This window comes from Clostridium sp. (genome assembly GCF_018372875.1).
GTDB lineage: Bacteria > Bacillota > Clostridia > Clostridiales > Clostridiaceae > Clostridium.
Window position 1 is genome coordinate 1 of the sequence record NZ_JAHAIF010000010.1, and the last position, 20,824, is coordinate 20,824.

The window sequence follows — 20,824 nt, forward strand, 5'->3', positions numbered from 1 at the left end:
TCATATTAATATTATACGAAAAGAAGAGAATTCAAATTCATGAATTCTCTTCTTTCTTTTTATCGGATTGTATCAAATTTATTTTGATACAGCCCCTTTAATATTTTTAACAAAGGAGAAAACTATGGAAGGGATAAGAATAGGATTTATATCAGATACTCATAATTTACTTAGAGAAGAAGTAATAGAAGAAATTAAAAAGTGTAATTATATAATTCATGCTGGAGATATATCAAATGAAGAAACCTATATAGCTTTAAAGGATATAGGTAATATTACTTTTGTAAGAGGTAATAATGATAAAGATGATTGGGCAAAGGAGTTAAATATATCTGAAGTAGTAGAAATAGATGGATTTAAAATATATGTAGTACATGATATTAAGGATCTTACTAAAAACTTAGATGGTGTAGATTTAGTTGTATTTGGGCATTCTCATAAGTATTTTTATGAGGAGGTTAATGGTGTCATATTCTTGAACCCAGGTAGTTGTGGTAAGAAGAGATTTTCACTACCACTTTCTTTTGCAATAGGTATATTGGAACAAAATAGAATAAAAATTATAAAACATGATTTATAAAATATAATTAATATGTTATAATAATTATTATTAAATGAAAAAAGGTGGAAATCATTGTGAGTAATAAAGTTGAATTAATATATGAAAATGGACAATATAAAGTAATGTTTGATGGTAAGGAATTAAGTTCAAGTAAGGATTCTGAAGAGTCTTTTGAAAAATTTAAGCAAGTTATAAAAGATAATGTTGTAGTAAATGCTAACTCATGGGAAAGTATTGAAACTGCACTTAGAATGCATAACTTAGAAGGGTTAGAAATTAATAGTGAATATAAAGCTGCAACTTATGGAGAATTAAAGTTCTTCTATAATTCAGGGAAAGTTTTCTATACTCCAAATGATAAGATGATACAATTAATTGGAGGTTTCTATTTATTTAATTTCGTAATTTCTATGGTAGAATCAGGACACATTAAAGACTATAAGAATCTTCTAGACTTCTGTGTTAATATATTAGAAAAGAGGGCAACTTATAGAGTTAATGAGTCAAACTTAATAGTAAGTAGCGCTGCATTTAACTATGGAAGTTGTGAATATAACTTCTTTGGAAATAGAATACTTAAAGGTGCCTCAATAGTAAGCGGAACTTTTGATGATTTTAAAAAGTATGTATATAGCATAATAAAATAGTAATTTAAGAATGTCATATTTATGGCATTCTTTTTTTGTATAAATTAATATAAAAGAAAATATTCTGAAAACTGAATAAATACAAAAAGTATATTTCATAATATTGGGAAATGTGATACACTACTTATATATTGTTGATAAGTTGTCAGTTTAAAAAATAAAAAGGAGGAAATTTATGAAAAAAAAGTTAAGTTTAACATCAAAAATTTTTATAGCCATGGGTGTTGGTCTAGCTGTAGGTGTTTTAGTTAGATCTTTACCTGAAGGAAGTTTAAAGGATACCATAATTATTGGTGGAGTATTTAAAGTATTAGGACAAGGTTTTATAAGTGCAATTAAGATGCTTGTAGTTCCACTAGTTTTTGCATCAATTACCTGTGGAGTAGCATCTTTAAGTAATATAAAAAGTTTAGGGAGAATAGGAGCTAGAACTCTTATTTTTTATTTATCTACTACTGCTATAGCTATTTCAATATCAATTGGACTTGCTTACTTAATTAATCCTGGTGTAGGATTAGATATGTCTAGTCTTGTATCAGAGCAACCTACAATTGCACAAAGTTCCTCTTTTGCAGATGTGTTAATTGATATGATTCCTACTAATCCAATAAAAGCAATGGCTGAAGGGAATATGCTTCAAGTTATAAGTTTTTCAATAATATTTGGATTAACTATTAGTATCTTAGGTGAAAAAGTAAAGCTCGTTAAAAATTTTATGGAAAATCTAAATGAAATTTTCTTAAAAATGGTTAATTTAGTTATGTACTTTGCACCTTTTGGAGTATTTGGTCTCATAGCTACAACCTTTGCTACTACAGGAGTTGAGGCATTTGCATCACTTCTAAAATATATGGCAGTTGTTTTATTAGGATTACTTATTCATGCCTCAGTTGTTTACACAGGAATTTTGAAGATATTTACTAATTTAAGTATTATGCCATTTGTAAAGAAGTTCCCTAAAGTTGGAGCTATAACATTCTCAACAGCATCAAGTGGAGCTGCATTACCAGTTACTATGAAGACTATGAATGAATTAGGTGTTGATAGCAAGGTTTCATCATTTACAATTCCGTTAGGTGCAACTATTAATATGGACGGAACAGCTATAATGCAAGGAGCTGCAACAATATTTATAGCGCAATTATATGGAGTTGATCTTGGCCTTGGAGGTATTTTAACTGTTATTTTTACAGCAACTCTAGCTTCTATAGGAACAGCAGCAGTGCCTGGAGTTGGGCTTGTTATGCTTTCAATGGTATTAAATAGTGTAGGATTACCTGTTGAAGGTATTGGATTAATAATGGGAATAGACAGAATACTTGATATGTGTAGAACAACAGTAAATACTATTGGTGATTGTATATGTACTTTAATAGTGGCAAAGAAAGAGGGAGTGCTAGATGAATCTATGTACTACTCTGAAAATGATATGATCAGGGAAGAGTTAGAAATAAATTAAATATAAACATAGAAACTTCAGCAAGATCAAGATATTGTTGGAGTTTTTTTAGGTCAATAAACTCTATACAACATATATTATATACTAAAGAAAAAATATGTTTATAACTTTAGATTATGATGATAAAATTAAATTATATTGATAATTTGTAATAAAAGGAAAAAAATAATTTAAAATATGTAAAATAACATGAGAGAGAGGACAAAATGTATATAAGAAAATTTAAAGATGAAGATATAGATGTTGTTATGAGTATTTGGTTTAGAGCTACGATAGTTGGACATCCATTTATTTCTGAATTTTATTGGAGATGTAACTATAATACTGTAAAAAAAGAATATCTGCCAAATTCAAAAACTTTTGTATATGAAGAAAACAATTCAATAAAGGGATTTATAAGTATTGTTGATGATAGTTATATTGGAGCTTTATTTGTGGATCCTACAAGTCAAGGTAGGGGAGTAGGGAAAATGTTATTGGATTATGTAAAAAAAGAATATAGTGATTTAACCCTATCAGTATATAAAGATAATAAGAAAGCCTATAGGTTTTATAAGAAAGCTTTATTTGAACCAATAGAAGAAGGAATTAATGAAGATAGTGGTTTTATGGAAGTTTTAATGAAATATAAATCAAGAGAAATCTAAATAGGTTTCTCTATTTTATTTCTTAAGTTTTGTTTAAGCTTCAGTTAATATAATACACTCAAAGCTTAGAAGAAAATAAACGGAATTGTTAATAAACGTAGAGTAGTCTTAACTTTAAAAGAAGCAAATAGATTCTTGGAAGAGGGAATAAAACCAACATTTAGTGATTATGTAAACCAACAAGTAATAGATTAAATAGAGTATTCATTGAAAAACAATGACATAAAGCCTAAGGTTTATATATCTTATGTTTGCAGTGCTTTTTTTGCAAATGTAATTTTATCATTAATAACTTTAGAATTAGTGATTAGCTTAGTTAATATAAAAACTAATAAAAAGGAAGGTTACTTACCAAGTTTTCCAATCACACTAATTATGCTACCAGTTATAATTTCTATTATTATTCTGCTTGTAGGAAACAATGTAGCTAGAGCATTTAGTTTAGCTGGTGCATTTTCTTTAATTCTATGTGGAGTAATGATAGTTTTATTTTTAACTAATTTTGCAATGTCAAAAACTAAGAATATGCAACTTAAAATTATTGTACCAGAAGACTTAAATTATGAAGGCGTTTTTGAAGAAGTATTAGATGTATATACAACTACTTTTCATATCGAGAGGGTAAAACTAGAGATTTTGGAGCTTTATTAGAACTTGGAGATAGCATTAATATTAATGGAAGTGGTGCAAAATCAGATAAAAATAAATCAAATAGTGCCCCTATTTACGTAAAAAATGCAGATAAGAAAATAGTGAAGTACACACCAACTAAACAATATTCTTCAATTATAGTAAGCTCATCAAAATTTAAAGATGGTGAAAGATATGATTTGTACATTGGTAATTCTAAAGTTCAGAATTTTACTATTTCTGGATCAGTTACAAATGTAGGAAGTAGTAATGGAGGCGATATGGGAATGCCAGGTGGTGGCAAAGGAAATAGAAGATAGAACTTATAATGAAAAAAAGCCAATCTAATGAGAATGGCTTCTTTTATTATACTTGCAAAAGTATGGTAGCATAAATATAAAAATATATAAATATAAGAATATATAAATATTCACTTTCTATTCTTATTAACTTTAAGCTACCTCTAGTGCTTCTTCATTTTCTTTTTCATTTAAAAGATTTTTAATTCTTTTAAAGTATGTATAAGCTAAAGGAACACAAGCAAATATCCAAGCAACTGGATCAGCTAAACAAATTCCAAGGTACCCTATAAATTTTGGTAAAGTAAATGCAACTAAAGCTCTTGCTGCTAATTCATAAACACCTGCCATCATAGGAATAAATGAATCACCAATACCTTGAAGAGCATTTCTATATATAAATATTAGCCCAAGTGGTATAAAGAATATTGCAGCTATGTTTAAGCACTGAGTTGCATATCCTATAACAGTTTGGTCAGGGCTATCTAAGAACATCAATACGAAGTATTTACCAAATAGAACTAATACAATACCTGCTATAATACTAGTTATTATAGAGATAGTTGTACATTTCTTTACTCCTTCTTGTATTCTTTTAAAATTTCTAGCTCCTAGGTTTTGTCCACAGTAAGTAGCCATAGTAACTCCAAATGTAACAGCAGGTTGCATTACTAATTGAAGTGCCTTAGATGCAGCTGTATATGAAGCTATAACTGTAGAACCAAATACATTTAATGCACCTTGAACTATCATTATTCCAAGGGCAGTAACAGAGAATTGAAGAGCCATTGGAACACCAATCTTTAAGTGAGTTATATAGTAATCTTTTGTTACTATAAAATCGCTTTTCTTTAACTTTAATATTGTATGCTTTTTATAAGTATAAATTAAGCAAAGAACTCCAGATACACCTTGCGAAATAACTGTAGCATATGCAGCACCTGCTACACCCATATTAAAGTTAATTATAAATACTAAATCTAAAACAATATTTAATATTGAAGAAATAATTAAGAAATAAAGTGGAGTTTTACTGTCTCCTAAAGCTCTTAATATACTTGCTAACATATTATAGATAAAAGTTGCAAATGTACCAGCATACATTATTATTATATATTTTGAAGCATCCACCATTATATTATCTGGTGTATTCATTAATCTAAGGACTGGATTAGCAGATAAAATACTAATTATAGTTATTATAAGTACTGATATTACAGAAAGAGTTATTGCACTTCCTGTTGCTTTTTTCATACCTAATTGGTCTTTTGCTCCAAATCTTTGAGATATTAGAATGGCAAAACCTGCAGTTAAGCCTATAACAAATCCATTTACTAAGAAAACCATAGCCCCTGTAGATCCAACAGCTGCAAGAGCTTCAACTCCTACAAATCTACCAACGATAATTGTATCTACCATGCTATAAAATTGTTGGAATATATTCCCTATAAGTAAAGGTATTGAGAAAAATAAAATCAGTTTTACTGGATTCCCAGTTGTCATATCTTGTGTCATGTACATCCCCCTTTAAAACTTTTTATTCACAATTTTATAGGATAACAGAATTATTTACATAATACTAGTATCTATTTAATAAAAATTTAATTAATCGTTAACACTTAATTATTAGACATTAAAAAAGGAGAAATCTCAAAGCAATTTCTCCTTCATAACTTATTTATCAATGATTGGTTCTATACTTAAATCATCTAGTCGTGATTTAAGCTTAGAATTTTCTTCCTTTAATGAATTTAGTGAATCATTTAAAGAAGATACTACTGTTTTTAATTTTTTTATATCCTCTTCATAATCATTAATATTCAATAAATCTATATGGACGAGTTAGTGTTCCAAATGATTGTAGAGCAGTAAAAAGTAATATTAAATTAGAACTTTGTTTATCTGCTGAGTGCATAGAAACATCAGAAAGATATGGAGATTATGGTGAAGGATACATTCGTGCAATAGTTGGATATTCATTCCTAGTAAATCATAACATGCGTCATACTACATCTGAAGAACTGGCTGTATTTACAAATCCTAAAGGAGTAGAATGTCATGATACAAGTAGAAAGTCAGATTGTGTAGAAGAGAAAGATGAAACTAATGGAAAAGATACTTGTAAAAGACCAAATAAATGTAAATGTAAAAAATAAGTTTTATATTTAACGTTACAAAGAGTGAATCAATTTCACTATTTAAATTAAAAAAAATTATTTTAGATGTGTATCTTACAAAGATTCTTTATATTTATATGAATTTTGTAAACATACTTTAAAGTATATATAAAATAAGAGATTATTCATATATAATGTAAATGAAAATAAATATCAAAAGGAGGTAATATGGTTGAATTAATGATTATAAGTGGATTAGTATTACTAATCTGCATAACATCCAGTAAGATGTTATACAAATTTGGAGTTCCTATGCTTCTTATATTCATAGTTCTTGGAATGCTGTTTGGTTCTGATGGAATAGTAGGAATATATTTTGATAACTATGATTTAACTAGTACGCTGTGTTCTATTGCACTAGTTTTTATTATGTTCTACGGGGGATTCGGTACTAACTGGAAAATGGCTAAACCAGTAGCTAAACAATCAATACTCATGTCTACCTTTGGGGTAATAATAACATCATTACTAACAGGAGTGTTTTGTTATTTTATTCTAAATACAAGTCTTTTAGAAGGACTACTTATAGGTTCAATTGTTGGATCTACAGATGCCGCTTCAGTCTTTACTATTTTAAGATCACAGAAATTAAATTTAAAAAGTGAAATTGCATCATTATTAGAAGTAGAAAGTGGAAGTAATGACCCAATTGCATATATGATGACACTTAGTATTGTAATGATAATGTCTAGTGGCTTAAGTTGGGGGATAGTTCCTATGATATTAAAGCAAATTATATTTGGAATACTCCTTGGAGCTGTTCTTGCTAAAGCTACAGTTTATATAATAAGAAGGGCTAACTTTGAACTTGAAGGTTTTTATAGCATCTTTATTATTGCAATAGCTATTTTAGCCTATTCATTAAGTGAATTTATAGGAGGAAACGGCTACTTAAGTGTTTATATTTCTGGAATAATACTTGGTAATAGTAAGATTCCTCATAAAAAGAGTTTGGTTACTTTCTTTGACGGAATATCATGGATAATGCAAATAATGTTATTTTTTATGTTGGGATTATTATCTTTCCCATCTAGATTACCTCAGGTTATTGGAGTTTCAATCATCATTTCTATATTTATGATTTTTATTGCAAGACCAATAGCTACGCATTTGATTCTTAGAGGATTTAAAACTCCTTTTAAAGAGCAAATACTTATTTCTTGGGTTGGGTTAAGAGGCGCTGCATCAATAGTTTTTGCTATATTCGCAATTACTTCTGGTGTACCTATAGAAAATGATATTTTCCATATAATATTTTTCATAGCGCTAATTTCAGTGTCTGTTCAAGGTACTCTTTTACCAAAGGTAGCACAAAAATTAGACCTTGTTGATAATAATACAACAGTTTTAAAAACATTTAATGACTATCAGGAAGAAAAATCAACAATGCTTTTAGAGTATAACGTACCTAAAAGTAGTAAGTGGATAAACAAAACTATTATGGATGCAGAAATTCCAGATGAAATATTAATAGTAATGATTAAAAGAAATGGCCAAGTCATTGTACCAAAGGGATCTACCGAGATTTTAGAAAATGATATACTTGTTTTAAGCGGGAATAATTTGAATGAGGTTGCTTTAGGGAAATAAATAAGTTTACATCTGTTTTCAGATAAACTATTATGGTAATTGATACTTTTTGTGCTTGATGGGATATAAATATAAATGAAAATACCTATAATAGATATGAGAATTCAGAAAGGAAGCTTAAGAAATTAGTTAATTGAAAGTATAAAGTAAATAATTATGAACATGATATTTTTAACCATGGATTCATGATTTTATTATAGTTTATGTGATAATAATTTAATATAACTAATAAAAAGTGTTAGATTAGGTAAATGTATAACAGAGTATAAAAAATCAAAAAATTCAAGCTTTTAGTAAGGATATTAAACATAATAAAGTTTTGAAGAAATACTTTTAAAAAAAGAAATCCTATATTTATAGGGTTTCTTTTTTATGTTTATATTTAGATTTAAAAAATATTTGACTATCAAAATATTTTATGATAATCTAATATTCATAAAAAATAAATTGCTTATAAGAGGTGACATAAAATGAAGAAAAAAACATGGATAATAGTATTAATAACGTGCTTAATAGCTAGTATTCTAGGTGGAGTTAGTCTTTATACTCCTAAAAGCAAAAATGCTACTAACAATGGATTTTCAGCAGAGAAGGCTAAAGAACATATAAAAGAAATTGCAAAAGAACCACATTCAATTTATGATAAAGATTCTTTAGCAGAAGTTAGAACTTATATAATTCAGGAATTAAATAATTTAGGTTTAGATACAGATATTTTTACCTATGAGAATGTAGAAGATAGAAATGGAAAAATAGTAGATATAAATAATATCTATACAAAAATAGATGGGAAGAACGGAGAAGATGGAAAATATATTTTATTAGCATCTCACTATGACTCATCACCTAAAAAAAGAGATGGTGAAGAAGCAGGTTCTTTAGGGGCAGCAGATGCTGGTTATGGTGTTTCTACAATTTTAGAAATACTTAGAGTTATAAAAGAACAAGACAAGCCTCTTGAGAATGGAATAAAGATCTTAATAACAGATGGAGAAGAGATGGGACTTCTTGGAGCAAAACAAGAAATGAATAATAACTTCTCATTATATGAAAATGTAGAATATGTTGTAAACATAGAAGCTAGAGGAATTAAAGGTCCTGCATTAATGTTTGAGACAAGCTCAAATAATAAAAAGGTAATAGAGCTTTATAAGAAAGCTAATTTACCTGTATCCTATTCTTTAGCAGCAGATGTGTATAGTAAAATGCCAAATGGTTCAGACTTTAGTGAATTTAAAAAGATGGGACTACAAGGTATTAATTTTGCAGTTTTAAATAGTCTAGATTATTATCATACTCCAAGAGATAATTATGAAAACGTAAGTGATACAAGCCTTCAACACTATGGCGAACAAATACTACCTGTAGTTGAAGAGTTTGTATATAATGCAAAATATGGTGAAGAAGGAGCCCTAAAATCAAATGAGGATTCAATATTCTTTACATTATTACCTAACATATTTATTAATTACTCATCTACTATTGCTCTTATCTTTATGATAATTACGATAATAGCTACGATAATTGTATTTAGAAAATTTAAAATTTCATTAAAAAATATAATTATTTCTACAGGAATATGGCTTCTATTAGGAATAATGAATTTATTAGGTGGAATTTTAGTATCATATTTAATATCATTGGTATCTGGGGTATCATTTAAGCTAACGTATATGCCTAAAGTACCAGGAGATGATATTATTCTTGGAACTTTCTTAATATTAAGTGCAATATTATCTACCATAGTAATTAGAAAAGCTTTGAAAAACAGAGAAAGTATAATAGTAGGAGCTATAGGATTTAACCTTATATTTTTGGTAATTACAATGTTCGTCCTTAAGGGAGCAAGTTATCTATTTCTTTGGCCAACTGTATTTTCTTTAGTTACTTTTGTTTTGTTAAAGAAAGGGGTAAATAAGTTTATAGCACTTATTCCAGTGGCATTTAGTATAATAATGTTTGTCCCAGTTATATGGAACATATATATTGCATTAACAATAGGTGCTTTGGGAGTGGTATTATTACTTGCTTTCATTGCTTTAACAATAATTATTGCATTTATAAATTATATAAAATAGAAAATATAGAGGGATGTAAGAATTGATTTTAATTCTTACATCCCTCTTAAATATTTAAGTAGAAAGTTTTGTACAATTAAGTAAATAATGATTATTTGTTGTTTTTGTGGGATTTAGGTTCACCTTTTTCCCCCTTTATATGTAGTTTTGAATGTTCAATATCCATTTCAACAACTTTTGTAAATTTAGACATTTTAAGATCCTCCTTAATTCTTAATCACAATTAATTTAACCAATACTCTAATATATACAACCTATTTTATCTACCTATAGTGCCACATAATTACTTTCATATTTGACTAAACTACTTATATGAAAATAAGTTAGGAGTAAATTGTATGAAGATATTTCAAAGTAACCAATGTGATAAATTAAAATCTTGTCTTCTTTGTTATCCTACAAATTTTAAAATAACTAAGAAAAATAGTCCTTATTATAATAATATAGATAATGAACTAATGTTTAGTCAGTATAATAATTTTATAAATACTTTAAGCGATTATGGAATAAAAATAAACTTCATTGATATAAATAAAAATTTACGGCATCAGGTTTTTACTCAAGATATAGGCTTTGTTATAAAAGATATAATGTTTGTATGTAAAATGAAGCTTAAAGAAAGAGAAGATGAGATTAATTATCTAAAGAAGTATATAAAGAATAATAATTTAAAATATTACTGCATGAAAAACAATATTGAAGGTGGAGATATAATTCATTATGAAGGTGTTCTATTTATTGGGATTAGCACCAGAACTACAATTGATGCATGTAGGGAATTAGAAAATGTATTAAATAAAATGAATATAGATATAAAGGTAATACCTATTTATTTTGATAATAGTAAAATACATTTAGATTGTGTATTTAATACATTGGATAAAGGAAGTGGGGTTATATCTCCATATGTCTTTGATAGAAAAACTATTGAAGGCTATATACCTAATTTGATAGAAATAAGTAAAGATGATGCAGATGATTTAGGAACTAATTATGTATATTTAGGTGATAAGAAGTTAATAAGTAGCAATAAAAATGTTTCATCTGTATTGATAAAAAATGGATATAATGTTGATAATATAGACTATTCAGAGATAACGAAAGGTGGAGGGAGTTTAGGGTGCTCTATTCTATATCTTAATAGAGGATAAATTAAGATTTATCTATATAATTTATCCTTTGTTACATAAAATTCAATTAATAATATTAAATGAATAAATGTTTTTAAAGGAGTTTTAATTTTTTTGTAGAAATTAATAACTAATCAAATATAGATAATGCAAAGAGGGTAATGACATGAAAGTAGAATTAACATTAATTAATGGTGAAGAAATTAAATTTACAACAGATGAATCAATGAATAGTGGAAACTATTACATTATAAAAAGTGAAACTATGTCAACATTAATGGCTTATTTACAATCTAAAGATCCAGATTATATAAAGATTAAAACAGATAAATGTAGTATTATAGTTTATACTGATAAAGTTGTGAAAGTACTTATTTATGATTAATCTTATTTAGAAATAATTAGAATTATTAGTATTTTCTTTTAATTTACTATCACTTTTTCATATATAGAGTAATATAAAATAAGATTATTTTTTGTGGAGCAGTATAATGAGTTATTACGTAAAGTCTAAGGATGGTACAAAGCTTTATGTTGAGGACCTTAATAAAAGCAGTAATAAAACAATAGTGTTTTTACATGGATGGCCTGGAAGTCATGAGCTTTTTGAATATCAATATGACTATTTCATAAAAGAAGGATATCGTTGTATTGGAATTGATCAAAGAGGTTTTGGAAGATCTGATAAACCACCAAAGGGATATGACTATAATACATTAGCAGATGATGTAAAGGAAGTAGTTGAAAAGCTATGCCTAAAAGACATTTGTTTAGTTGGACATTCTACAGGTGGGGCAATTGCCATTAGATATATGGCAAGGCATAAAGGATTTAATGTGGCAAAATTAGTTCTTTGTGCTGCAGCAGCTCCTAGCTTGATAAAAAGAAAGGACTTTCCTTATGGAATAAAAAAAGAAGTAGTAGATAATATAATTAATTGGACATACACAGATAGGCCTAAGATGTTAGATGACTTTGGTAAAATATTTTTCTATAGGAAAATAAGTAATCCTTTTTCTAATTGGTTTTTCAGTCTTGGGATACAAGCTGCAGGATGGGCAACAGCAGAGATTGCTCAAACATGGATAAATGAATGCCTGTTTGAAGATTTAAATAGTATTCACATTCCTACATTGATTCTTCAAGGAGTTCATGATCAAGTTGTGTTGCCAGAATTAAGTGAACAGCAGAATAGAGCTATTAAAAACTCTAAACTAATCAAGTTTAAAAAGAGTGGACATGGATTATTCTATGATGAAAAAGATAAATTTAATAATGAATTAAAAACATTTATAGATAGTTAGGTGAATTTATATAGAAGCTAGCCTTGGTTAGCTTCTTTTTATTTAAGTAAAATTATGTTATTATAAATCTAGTTTTATGTAGACGGGGTGGGAAGATGGTAAAGCTTATAGATGTAGCAAAAAAATTGGATTTGAATATAAAAATAGTTGTTTCTATTAAGGGATTTGATAAGTATAACTCCTTTTTTAATATTTATGGTGAAGATGATGAACCTTGTAGAAGGTTAGTTATATTAACAAAAGATGAAAATATTGAAGAGGTTTATGATGAAAATCCTGGTGAAGCTATAACTCCAGGGATGGTTGTAGATGATAATATTTGGATTAAGGAATATCCTTTAACTACAAATCCAAACAAAATAGATATAGATGATATAGAAATTACAGATGAAGTGTACAAAAAAGTTGGTTTTTAAAAGTAAAGAGAGTAGTTGTATTGCAGTTACTCTCTTTCTAGCTAATATATACTTTATTAATTTTATTGCGTGTACATGATACAAAGATAAATTAAAAAGTGCAAGAGCAGAGTATAGAAAGGGATAGTAATAATGAAAAATAAGATTTATATAGTAGATGCTTTTACAAATGAAGTGTTTAAAGGTAATCCAGCAGGAGTTTGTCCGTTAGAAGCTTGGCCTAGTGATTTAATACTACAAAACATTGCAATGGAAAATAATCTGTCTGAAACAGCATTCTTTGTTAAAGAAGGGAATGGATACAGATTAAGATGGTTTACTCCAGAATATGAAATTGAACTTTGTGGTCATGGAACTTTAGCAGCTGCATATGTAATTTTCAATTATTATGAAAAAGATATGAATGAAATACTTTTTAATACTTTAAGTGGAGAGTTAAAGGTCAATAGAAAGGAAAATAAAATTGTTATGGATTTTCCACTTTTAGAAGGAAAAAGAAAAGAAATTGATGATAGAATATTTGAAGCTCTAGGAGTTATCCCTATAGATGCTTACGAAGCTAGAGATTTAATGCTAGTTTTAAGAGATGAAGAAGATGTTTTATATTTACAACCCAATATTGATATACTAAAGTCGTTAGGATACGATGGAATAATGGTTACTGCTAAAGGTAGAGATTGTGATTTTGTATCTAGATTTTTTGTGCCTAATAGTGTAATAAATGAGGATCCTGTTACAGGTTCTGCTCATTGTACATTAGTTCCATATTGGGCTAAAAGATTAAATAAAAGTGATTTTGTAGCTAAACAGATTTCTAAAAGGGGAGGTACCTTATACTGTGTACTAAAGGAAGATAGAGTATATATATCTGGAGAAGCTAAGATATATTTAGAAGGATTAATTGAAATTTAGATAAAAGAGAAGGTTGGATGTATTTATATTATCTGTTATAATTTTTTTTAGTGACAATGGAAGGGTGGCAGTATATATGAAATATGAATTATTATTATTTGATGCAGATGAAACATTATTTGATTTTAAAATGGCAGAAAAGCAAGCTTTTTTAAAGACTTTAAAGGAGTATAAGTTAAATTTAGATGAGAAAGAGAGCTTAAATCTTTATTCTCAAATAAATAAACATATATGGGAAGAATTTGAAAGAGGAGAGATAACAGCAGATAGATTACGTGTAGAAAGATTTGAAAGATTCTCAAAGAAAATAGGAGTAGATTTTGATGCTGTAAGCTTTAGTAAAACGTATGCTAAATTTCTAGGAGAAGGAGCATACCTTTTTGATGATTCAGTTGAGGTAATAGATTATTTAAGCAAAAAATATAAACTAGCTTTAGTAACTAATGGACTTAAGGATGTTCAAAAAAGTAGAATTAGTAAGACTCCATTAAAGGATTATTTCCAAGAGCTTATAATATCTGATGAGATAAAGATATCAAAACCAGATCCAAGAATATTTGACTATGCATTAGATAAACTTGAACACAAGGATAAATCTAAGGTTCTTATGATTGGTGATAGTTTAACTTCAGATATGCAAGGTGGAGTAAATGCTGGAATTGATACATGTTGGTATAATCCAAACCACCTAGAAAATAAGTCTGGTTTAAGCTTAACATATGAAATACATTCACTAAAGGAATTAAAAGAAATTTTATAAAAGGTATTAGGGGAAACATGATTACATATAGGTTAGCCCAAAAGGGCGATGAGAAAGAGGTTTTAAATGTTATTAAAGATGCTTTATCAAAATATGGATTAAGCCTTGAACTTAATGGGGCAGACTTTGATGTAAGTGATATAGAAAAATATTATTTAAATAATTCAGGATGGTTTGAAGTTGTATTAGATGATGATAAAATTATAGGTTCAGTTGGTGTATATCATATAAATGATAATGAGTGTGAACTAAGAAAAATGTATTTACTTGAAGATTACCAAGGAAAAGGTATAGGAAAGAAACTAATGGATGATGCTTTAAATATTGGAAGGGAGTTAGGTTATAAAGTTATGACTCTACAAACAAACTCACTTTTAAATAAGGCTATTCCTCTTTATGAAAAGTCAGGTTTTAAATATAACTCTAGTGAAGTATGCTCAAGATGTGATATTTCAATGGAAAAAAGGTTGTATTAGTTTAACTAGCACAACCTTTTTTTTCAAAAGATTTTTAAAAATACATGGGAAATAAATTCAAGTATTAAATAAATAACTACATACACATATAGGATTTTATTAAAATATATAAGGAAAGTTATATAAATAAAAAATATACCATTGTATAATTGTCTAGTAAGTGGTATTTTATCTTTAGATAAGAAAAGAAGGATGATTACAATGAATTTCGTAGCAATAGATTTTGAAACAGCAAATGAAAGTAGAAATAGTGCTTGTGCAATTGGAATTACAAAGGTTCAAGATAACAAAATTGTAAGTACAGAATACCACTTAATAAGGCCTCCAGAGATGAGATTTAATGCTCACAATATATGGATTCATGGTATATACCCTCAGGATGTAGAAAATGAAATGACTTTTGGAGAGTTATGGCCTAAAATTAAACATTATTTTGATGAAGAATTAGTTGTAGCTCATAATGCTTCCTTTGATTTAAGTGTACTTAGAAGCTTGCTTAATTATTATGGATTTGAGTATCCTAATTTACATTATATATGTACCGTTTTACTATCCAAAAATAAGATAAAGGATGTAAGAAATCATAAATTAAATACACTTGCAGAATATGTTGGTCATAAATTTGAACATCATCATGCAGGAGAGGATGCAACAGCTTGTGCTAAAATATTAATTCATATAAGTGAAAATTATGGAATAAAGGATTTACTTTCTTTACATATTAATGGTGGTTTAAATATTGGTTCTATTTATGATAGGGGATATGAGCCCTGTACATCTCTTATAAAACATAAGAACAATGTTACAAAGAAAGAAGCTTTAAGTCTATCTCTAAATGAAAATACAGATTACTTTTTTGACAAAACTGTAGTGTTTACTGGTCCGTTAGATTCTATGAGAAGAAATGAAGCCTCTAAGATAGTGATGAAATTAGGAGGCATTATAGGAACTAGTGTGACTAAAAAGACAGATGTTTTAATTACAGGAATAAAATGTAGAAAATACTTGGATGATATGTATAAATCTACAAAGCTAAAGAAGGCAGAATATTTAATAGATAATGGACAAAATATAGAAATATTAACTGAAGAGGAATTTTTATCAATAGCAACTAAGGAAGGTATTACTCATTAGGTGATATATTACAATTAGTACCATTCATAAACTATGGATTACCATTCATTTTCCATGTTATCTTATACATGACCTCTAAAAAACAAAAGGAGTGATTAGATGGGAAGAAAAAGATTGATAACTCTATTAGTTACAGGAATGATTTGTACAAGCGTTCTTACTGGATGTACTATGTCAAAGAAGGAAGACAGCGATACTTCCAAGGAGGTAGAAATGGCTTCTGTTCCTCAAGAAGAAGAGAATAAAGAAGTAGTTGATGAACCTACTGTTAATAAGGAGAGTAATGAACAAAAGGAAGATGCAAATGCTAATAAAACAAATACTGAAAATAAATCTGTTGTAAAAGATTCAAGTAACACAAACAATGTAAATACACCTAAGGCTTCAAATAATACAACTAAAAAACCTTCTACTAATGTAACTAAACCTTCAACTAATAAAACTGAAACAAATAATAAGGTTGAAACACCAACTCCAAGTGAAGGAGATTATTTAGCAAGGGTAGAAGATGAAATTTTTAATGCTACAAATGCAGAAAGACAAAAACAAGGATTACCAGCATTAAAAAGAAATTCAACAGCGAACAAGTATGCTAGAAGCAAGTCTTTAGAAATGTTAAACTTAAACTATTTTGATCATAATTCTCCAAAGAATGGATATATACAAGATATTGCAAAGAGAGATGGATGGAAATATTCAAGGATTGGTGAAAACATCTACACTATGACTGGTGGACAAGCTTCGAACATAAGTGGAGCTTCTATAACAAATAGTTGGATGAATTCAGAAGGGCATAGAAAAAATATTTTAAATAGTGGATACACAGATATAGGAATAGGTGTTACTTTTAGAAATGGAAAGTTATATGCGACACAAATATTCTATACACCACTTAAATAGTGTAAAAAAATATGATAAGGGTTACATCTGAATTGTTAGATGTAACCCTTTATTTCTATTTAGAAGGAGCAGAAGCAGCTTGGTTGTTTGCTGAAACAATTTGTTCTATCCAAGATGGTCCTGTTGGGTTTGGATGTTTATCTTCAGGAAGATATTGTTCAGCTACTCTCAATAAAGTTAAGAAGTCATACCTATAAGATATAGTTCCATCTCCCCAATGCTCAGATAAGATATCAAAAGCTCGCTTAACATCAGATTTCATATCATTCCATTCAGAATCTGACGGTGTACCATTACCATAGAACTTTCTAAACTCATCAAAATAATTTTCCATTTCGCTCCAAGTTATTTTTGCATCATAAATATTTGAAGTTTCCTTATCCATTTCATTTATAACATTACTTATATTTTCAATGTGATTCGCAAATCCTGATAATTGGAACTCTGCGTTTATGTCATTAGTATTAATAGCTTGTTCTCTATGAGTTGTAAATAAATTTCTTTGTAATAATCCATAAACGCCCCTATTATAAGCATTATCAACTAAGACAAATTCAGCCCAAGGATCTTTTGCATCCTTAATAAATTCATCAAACTTATTATTAGGAATAGCATATAAGAATTCGCGTGTCATTGTTAAACTAATATATGAAGTCATAGCTGCATGAACATAAGATGGATCATCAATATCTCCAGTTTTTAATGTTACATAATCTTCATGCTCTGCAGTTGATGGTAAATAATCAGGATATTGTTTCTTAACTTCATTAAAATTACCTTTTTCTTGTTGGAAAGGTCCATCTGGATGTTTCTTTTGAATTGGCCATGACCATTGTTTACCGTCTACAGTAACAATATTTTCATTATAACCAGATTCTATTGGAGCAAGACCACAAGTAAAGTTTTCCTTAATTGAAAGACCAATCATAAAGTTTGGATTTAAGCCAAATAGTTCTGTCCCTGTAGCAATACCCATTGCTAAATATTCTGAAGGAATCCATATCTTTAATCCATTAACACCATTTATTGGAACAGGCATTGAGTTAGGTAACCCTAATTGAATTTGAGTTGGATGAGCTGGATTTGTATACATAAGTTTATTGCCTGTGTTACCTTTAACAGTTGTACTATAGTATTCAGATTCATTTTCTATAAGATCTTTTATATTTAAGTCTGGTTTATTTTTACTCCATGAAGAAGGCAAACCTTCATATTCTGGATAAGTTATATTTCCTCTGAATATATTTGGAGTAAAGGCACTTGGAGCTTTTGAATCTTTTTTATTACCTTGAACAACAAATACTCTAGTTGTTTTAGAACCTAATAATCTTTCATCTTGCTTTAGATTAATAGTTACCTTTCCATTCTCTTGAGTGTAAGAAGCACAATTAGAAACAGATGTTATTTCGTTATCTGTTTCAAATGATAGTCCCCAAGCAGAAAAATCTCTACCATTCCAAATATATGATGGATTTGGATTTGCAATAAATACAGCCCATTCAAATGTATCTTCGTCCTCATTTAAAACTGTATATCCAACTGCAGGTAAACCTGAAGCTGATTCTGGTAAAGGAACATCTATAGGTTTTTCATTCTTAGTAACAACATGTGTTACAGACTCTCTAGCTTGAGTGACACCAGCTGAATTAACAAGCTCTGCTGTATAAACGTAAGTTTTATTTGGCTTGTCAGTAAAAGTATATTGAGCCGTTTGGGCTGCTGGAGTATTGTTTATTAATGGAACTTCAGCAATTAGAACACCATTTTCGTAAAGCCTCCAAATATCACCATTTACTCCATACCACATATTCATTGTAATAGTATAGTTTGGTGATCCATCCCAATCGTTTTTTGAAATTTGAAATACTCCAGGTGCCTCAGTATCTTTTGTAGAAATTAGACTAGTAGGTGTTGTGTAAGTATATTTATTATTTTCTAATTTGTCATTTGTAAGTGCATTTACTGGAATTGCTTGACTTGTAAGAATTATAGCAGATAATGCAACTGCTATTTTTTTTCTGTTTTTAGGGTTATACCCATCCATTTTTTATACCTCCTTTTATGACTTTATAGCAAATATATTCTCGAAAATATCAATTATTCAAATTTTATTAAGGAAATTTTAAATATTTTTAAGTTAATCTTTTGTTAAAATTAATCACAATATAGTGAATTGAGTCTTGTATGTGATACCATACAAGGCTTTTTCGAGTACAGAAGTAGCATGAAGATTGATAAGAGAATAAAGCTATAATTTTACACCTTAAGTATAAAGAAGTGGATATTTATTTTAAAGTGACTTGTTTTTTTATATCTAGAACAAGCAAAATAAATATCCACTCCTCTTTTTAGGGTTTAAAATTAAATCTAGTTGATTTAAAAGGATAAACTAGTTATATTATAAGATGTAAAGGAGGGCTTTAATGATGAAGAAAGTAATTGTAATTGGAGCTGGCCCAGCTGGAATGATGGCAGCTATGACTGCAGGTAAAGAACATGAAGTAATTTTATTAGATGGAAATAATAGATTAGGGAAAAAATTATATATAACAGGAAAAGGGCGTTGTAATGTAACAAACGCAAAGGATATTTCGGAGTTTTTTGATTTTATTCCTGGTAATCCTCAATTTTTATATAGTGCACTTTATACATACACAAATGAAGATACAATGAAATTCTTTGAAGAAGAAGGTATAAAATTAAAGGTTGAAAGAGGGGGAAGAGTATTCCCTCAGTCAGATAAATCTTCTGATATTATAAAAGGCTTATCAAATGGACTGAAGAAAGCTAACGTTAAAATTCTTCTTGAACATAAGGTTACAGATGTAATAATGAATGGAAAGAAGGTTAAAGCTGTTGTTGTTAATGGAAGCAAAAAAATAGAAGGAGATTATTTTATTATAGCAACTGGAGGAGCTTCTTATCCAGCTACTGGCTCTAGAGGAGAAGGGCAAGTATTTGCTGAGAAGATGGGACATAAAATTGTAGATTTAAAACCTTCCTTAGTTCCTATGGATGTAGAAGAGGATTGGGTAAAAGAGCTTATGGGTCTTTCCTTAAGAAATGTTAATGTGAAGATTAAAAGAGATAAAAAAGTTGTATATGAAAACCAAGGGGAAATGCTATTTACTCACTTTGGTGTAACAGGACCATTAATATTAAGTGGAAGTAGATTTATTAGAGGAAATCATAAATACACCTTAACTATTGATTTAAAACCAGCATTAGATGAAGCAGCTCTTGATAAAAGAGTACAAAAGGACTTCCAAGGTGTGTTAAATAAGGCTTTTAAAAATTCTTTAGATGCATTATTACCTCAAAAAATGATTCCTATAATTGTTAGGCTTTCTGGAATTGATGAAAATAAGAAGGTAAATGAAATTACAAAGGGTGAAAGAAGAAACCTAGTTCACCTACTTAAAAATTTAACAATGACAATATCAGGATTAAGACCAATAGATCAAGCAATAGTAACCTCAGGTGGAGTTAGTATTAAGGAAATAGATCCATCTACTATGAAATCTAAAATTATTGAGAATGTAGCCTTTGCAGGAGAAGTAATGGATGTTGATGCATTTACTGGTGGATATAACGTTCAAATTGCTTTAGCTACAGGGTTTCTAGCAGGTTCAAATATTTGACTTGTCTGAAAAGGTAAAAAAATATATAATTTAAAGTATAAGCGTTTAAAATGAAAGGAAGA

General features: G+C 28.5%; 22 protein-coding genes. 19 read left to right on the forward strand and 3 right to left on the reverse strand.

Annotated features, from left to right (window positions below):
* Window positions 1–124: 124 nt before the first annotated feature.
* The 6 genes from KIB46_RS05110 to KIB46_RS05135 all read left to right on the forward strand — a co-directional run bounded on the left by KIB46_RS05110 (window position 125) and on the right by KIB46_RS05135 (window position 4,265).
* Entirely contained in the window at window positions 125–580 is a 456-nt protein-coding gene (locus tag KIB46_RS05110; protein ID WP_291671070.1) for a metallophosphoesterase, read from the forward strand.
* A gap of 56 nt (window positions 581–636) precedes the next feature.
* Window positions 637–1,209 carry a hypothetical protein gene (locus KIB46_RS05115; protein ID WP_156560080.1) on the forward strand — a complete coding sequence of 191 codons (573 nt, stop codon included), beginning with the start codon at window positions 637–639 and terminating at the stop codon, window positions 1,207–1,209.
* Between the two features lie 175 nt (window positions 1,210–1,384).
* Window positions 1,385–2,668, forward strand: a complete 1,284-nt coding sequence (locus tag KIB46_RS05120; protein ID WP_291671071.1) for a dicarboxylate/amino acid:cation symporter — start codon at window positions 1,385–1,387, stop codon at window positions 2,666–2,668.
* Between the two features lie 206 nt (window positions 2,669–2,874).
* Window positions 2,875–3,315 carry an N-acetyltransferase gene (locus KIB46_RS05125; RefSeq protein WP_156560084.1) on the forward strand — a complete coding sequence of 147 codons (441 nt, stop codon included), beginning with the start codon at window positions 2,875–2,877 and terminating at the stop codon, window positions 3,313–3,315.
* Between the two features lie 207 nt (window positions 3,316–3,522).
* Window positions 3,523–3,966 (forward strand): hypothetical protein, encoded by a 444-nt coding sequence (locus KIB46_RS05130; protein ID WP_291671072.1) that lies wholly within the window; start codon window positions 3,523–3,525, stop codon window positions 3,964–3,966.
* A gap of 101 nt (window positions 3,967–4,067) precedes the next feature.
* Window positions 4,068–4,265: a hypothetical protein gene (locus tag KIB46_RS05135; protein WP_291671073.1), complete on the forward strand. Its 198-nt coding sequence runs from the start codon at window positions 4,068–4,070 to the stop codon at window positions 4,263–4,265.
* A gap of 132 nt (window positions 4,266–4,397) precedes the next feature.
* Here the strand turns inward: KIB46_RS05135 and KIB46_RS05140 are convergent, their stop codons facing one another.
* Together KIB46_RS05140 and KIB46_RS05145 are read right to left on the reverse strand one after the other, a co-directional pair.
* Window positions 4,398–5,759: an MATE family efflux transporter gene (locus tag KIB46_RS05140; RefSeq protein ID WP_156560087.1), complete on the reverse strand. Its 1,362-nt coding sequence runs from the start codon at window positions 5,757–5,759 to the stop codon at window positions 4,398–4,400.
* A 159-nt stretch (window positions 5,760–5,918) separates the two neighbouring features.
* Window positions 5,919–6,068, reverse strand: a complete 150-nt coding sequence (locus KIB46_RS05145; RefSeq protein ID WP_291671074.1) for a hypothetical protein — start codon at window positions 6,066–6,068, stop codon at window positions 5,919–5,921.
* A gap of 173 nt (window positions 6,069–6,241) precedes the next feature.
* Between KIB46_RS05145 and KIB46_RS05150 the strand changes: the two genes are divergently transcribed.
* The 12 genes from KIB46_RS05150 to KIB46_RS05205 all read left to right on the forward strand — a co-directional run bounded on the left by KIB46_RS05150 (window position 6,242) and on the right by KIB46_RS05205 (window position 17,121).
* Window positions 6,242–6,400 (forward strand): hypothetical protein, encoded by a 159-nt coding sequence (locus KIB46_RS05150; RefSeq protein ID WP_291671075.1) that lies wholly within the window; start codon window positions 6,242–6,244, stop codon window positions 6,398–6,400.
* 189 nt (window positions 6,401–6,589) lie between these two features.
* Window positions 6,590–8,011 carry a potassium/proton antiporter gene (locus KIB46_RS05155; protein ID WP_291671076.1) on the forward strand — a complete coding sequence of 474 codons (1,422 nt, stop codon included), beginning with the start codon at window positions 6,590–6,592 and terminating at the stop codon, window positions 8,009–8,011.
* Window positions 8,012–8,481: 470 nt separating this feature from the next.
* A complete protein-coding gene (locus tag KIB46_RS05160) occupies window positions 8,482–10,089 on the forward strand; it encodes a M28 family peptidase (RefSeq protein WP_291671077.1) in 1,608 nt (535 codons plus the stop codon).
* 338 nt (window positions 10,090–10,427) lie between these two features.
* Window positions 10,428–11,240: an arginine deiminase family protein gene (locus tag KIB46_RS05165; RefSeq protein WP_291671078.1), complete on the forward strand. Its 813-nt coding sequence runs from the start codon at window positions 10,428–10,430 to the stop codon at window positions 11,238–11,240.
* Window positions 11,241–11,385: 145 nt separating this feature from the next.
* The gene (locus KIB46_RS05170) at window positions 11,386–11,604 is read left to right on the forward strand and encodes a hypothetical protein (protein WP_291671079.1); all 219 of its coding nucleotides are present in this window, start codon (window positions 11,386–11,388) and stop codon (window positions 11,602–11,604) included.
* A gap of 106 nt (window positions 11,605–11,710) precedes the next feature.
* Window positions 11,711–12,523, forward strand: coding sequence for an alpha/beta hydrolase (locus tag KIB46_RS05175; protein WP_291671080.1), 813 nt, complete (start codon window positions 11,711–11,713; stop codon window positions 12,521–12,523).
* A gap of 95 nt (window positions 12,524–12,618) precedes the next feature.
* A complete protein-coding gene (locus KIB46_RS05180; protein WP_291671081.1) occupies window positions 12,619–12,939 on the forward strand; it encodes a hypothetical protein in 321 nt (106 codons plus the stop codon).
* Between the two features lie 132 nt (window positions 12,940–13,071).
* Window positions 13,072–13,851: a PhzF family phenazine biosynthesis protein gene (locus tag KIB46_RS05185; protein ID WP_291671082.1), complete on the forward strand. Its 780-nt coding sequence runs from the start codon at window positions 13,072–13,074 to the stop codon at window positions 13,849–13,851.
* Window positions 13,852–13,927: 76 nt separating this feature from the next.
* Window positions 13,928–14,611, forward strand: coding sequence for a YjjG family noncanonical pyrimidine nucleotidase (locus KIB46_RS05190; RefSeq protein WP_291671083.1), 684 nt, complete (start codon window positions 13,928–13,930; stop codon window positions 14,609–14,611).
* A gap of 17 nt (window positions 14,612–14,628) precedes the next feature.
* A complete protein-coding gene (locus tag KIB46_RS05195) occupies window positions 14,629–15,087 on the forward strand; it encodes a GNAT family N-acetyltransferase (RefSeq protein WP_156560119.1) in 459 nt (152 codons plus the stop codon).
* A 201-nt stretch (window positions 15,088–15,288) separates the two neighbouring features.
* Window positions 15,289–16,221 (forward strand): exonuclease domain-containing protein, encoded by a 933-nt coding sequence (locus KIB46_RS05200; protein ID WP_291671084.1) that lies wholly within the window; start codon window positions 15,289–15,291, stop codon window positions 16,219–16,221.
* A gap of 99 nt (window positions 16,222–16,320) precedes the next feature.
* A complete protein-coding gene (locus KIB46_RS05205) occupies window positions 16,321–17,121 on the forward strand; it encodes a CAP domain-containing protein (RefSeq protein ID WP_291671085.1) in 801 nt (266 codons plus the stop codon).
* Between the two features lie 55 nt (window positions 17,122–17,176).
* On the opposite strand, the gene KIB46_RS05210 is transcribed toward KIB46_RS05205, so the two are convergent.
* Window positions 17,177–19,165, reverse strand: a complete 1,989-nt coding sequence (locus tag KIB46_RS05210; RefSeq protein WP_291671086.1) for a hypothetical protein — start codon at window positions 19,163–19,165, stop codon at window positions 17,177–17,179.
* Window positions 19,166–19,547: 382 nt separating this feature from the next.
* On the opposite strand from KIB46_RS05210, the gene KIB46_RS05215 reads away from it, so the two are divergent.
* A complete protein-coding gene (locus tag KIB46_RS05215; RefSeq protein ID WP_291671110.1) occupies window positions 19,548–20,762 on the forward strand; it encodes an NAD(P)/FAD-dependent oxidoreductase in 1,215 nt (404 codons plus the stop codon).
* Window positions 20,763–20,824: the final 62 nt, after the last annotated feature.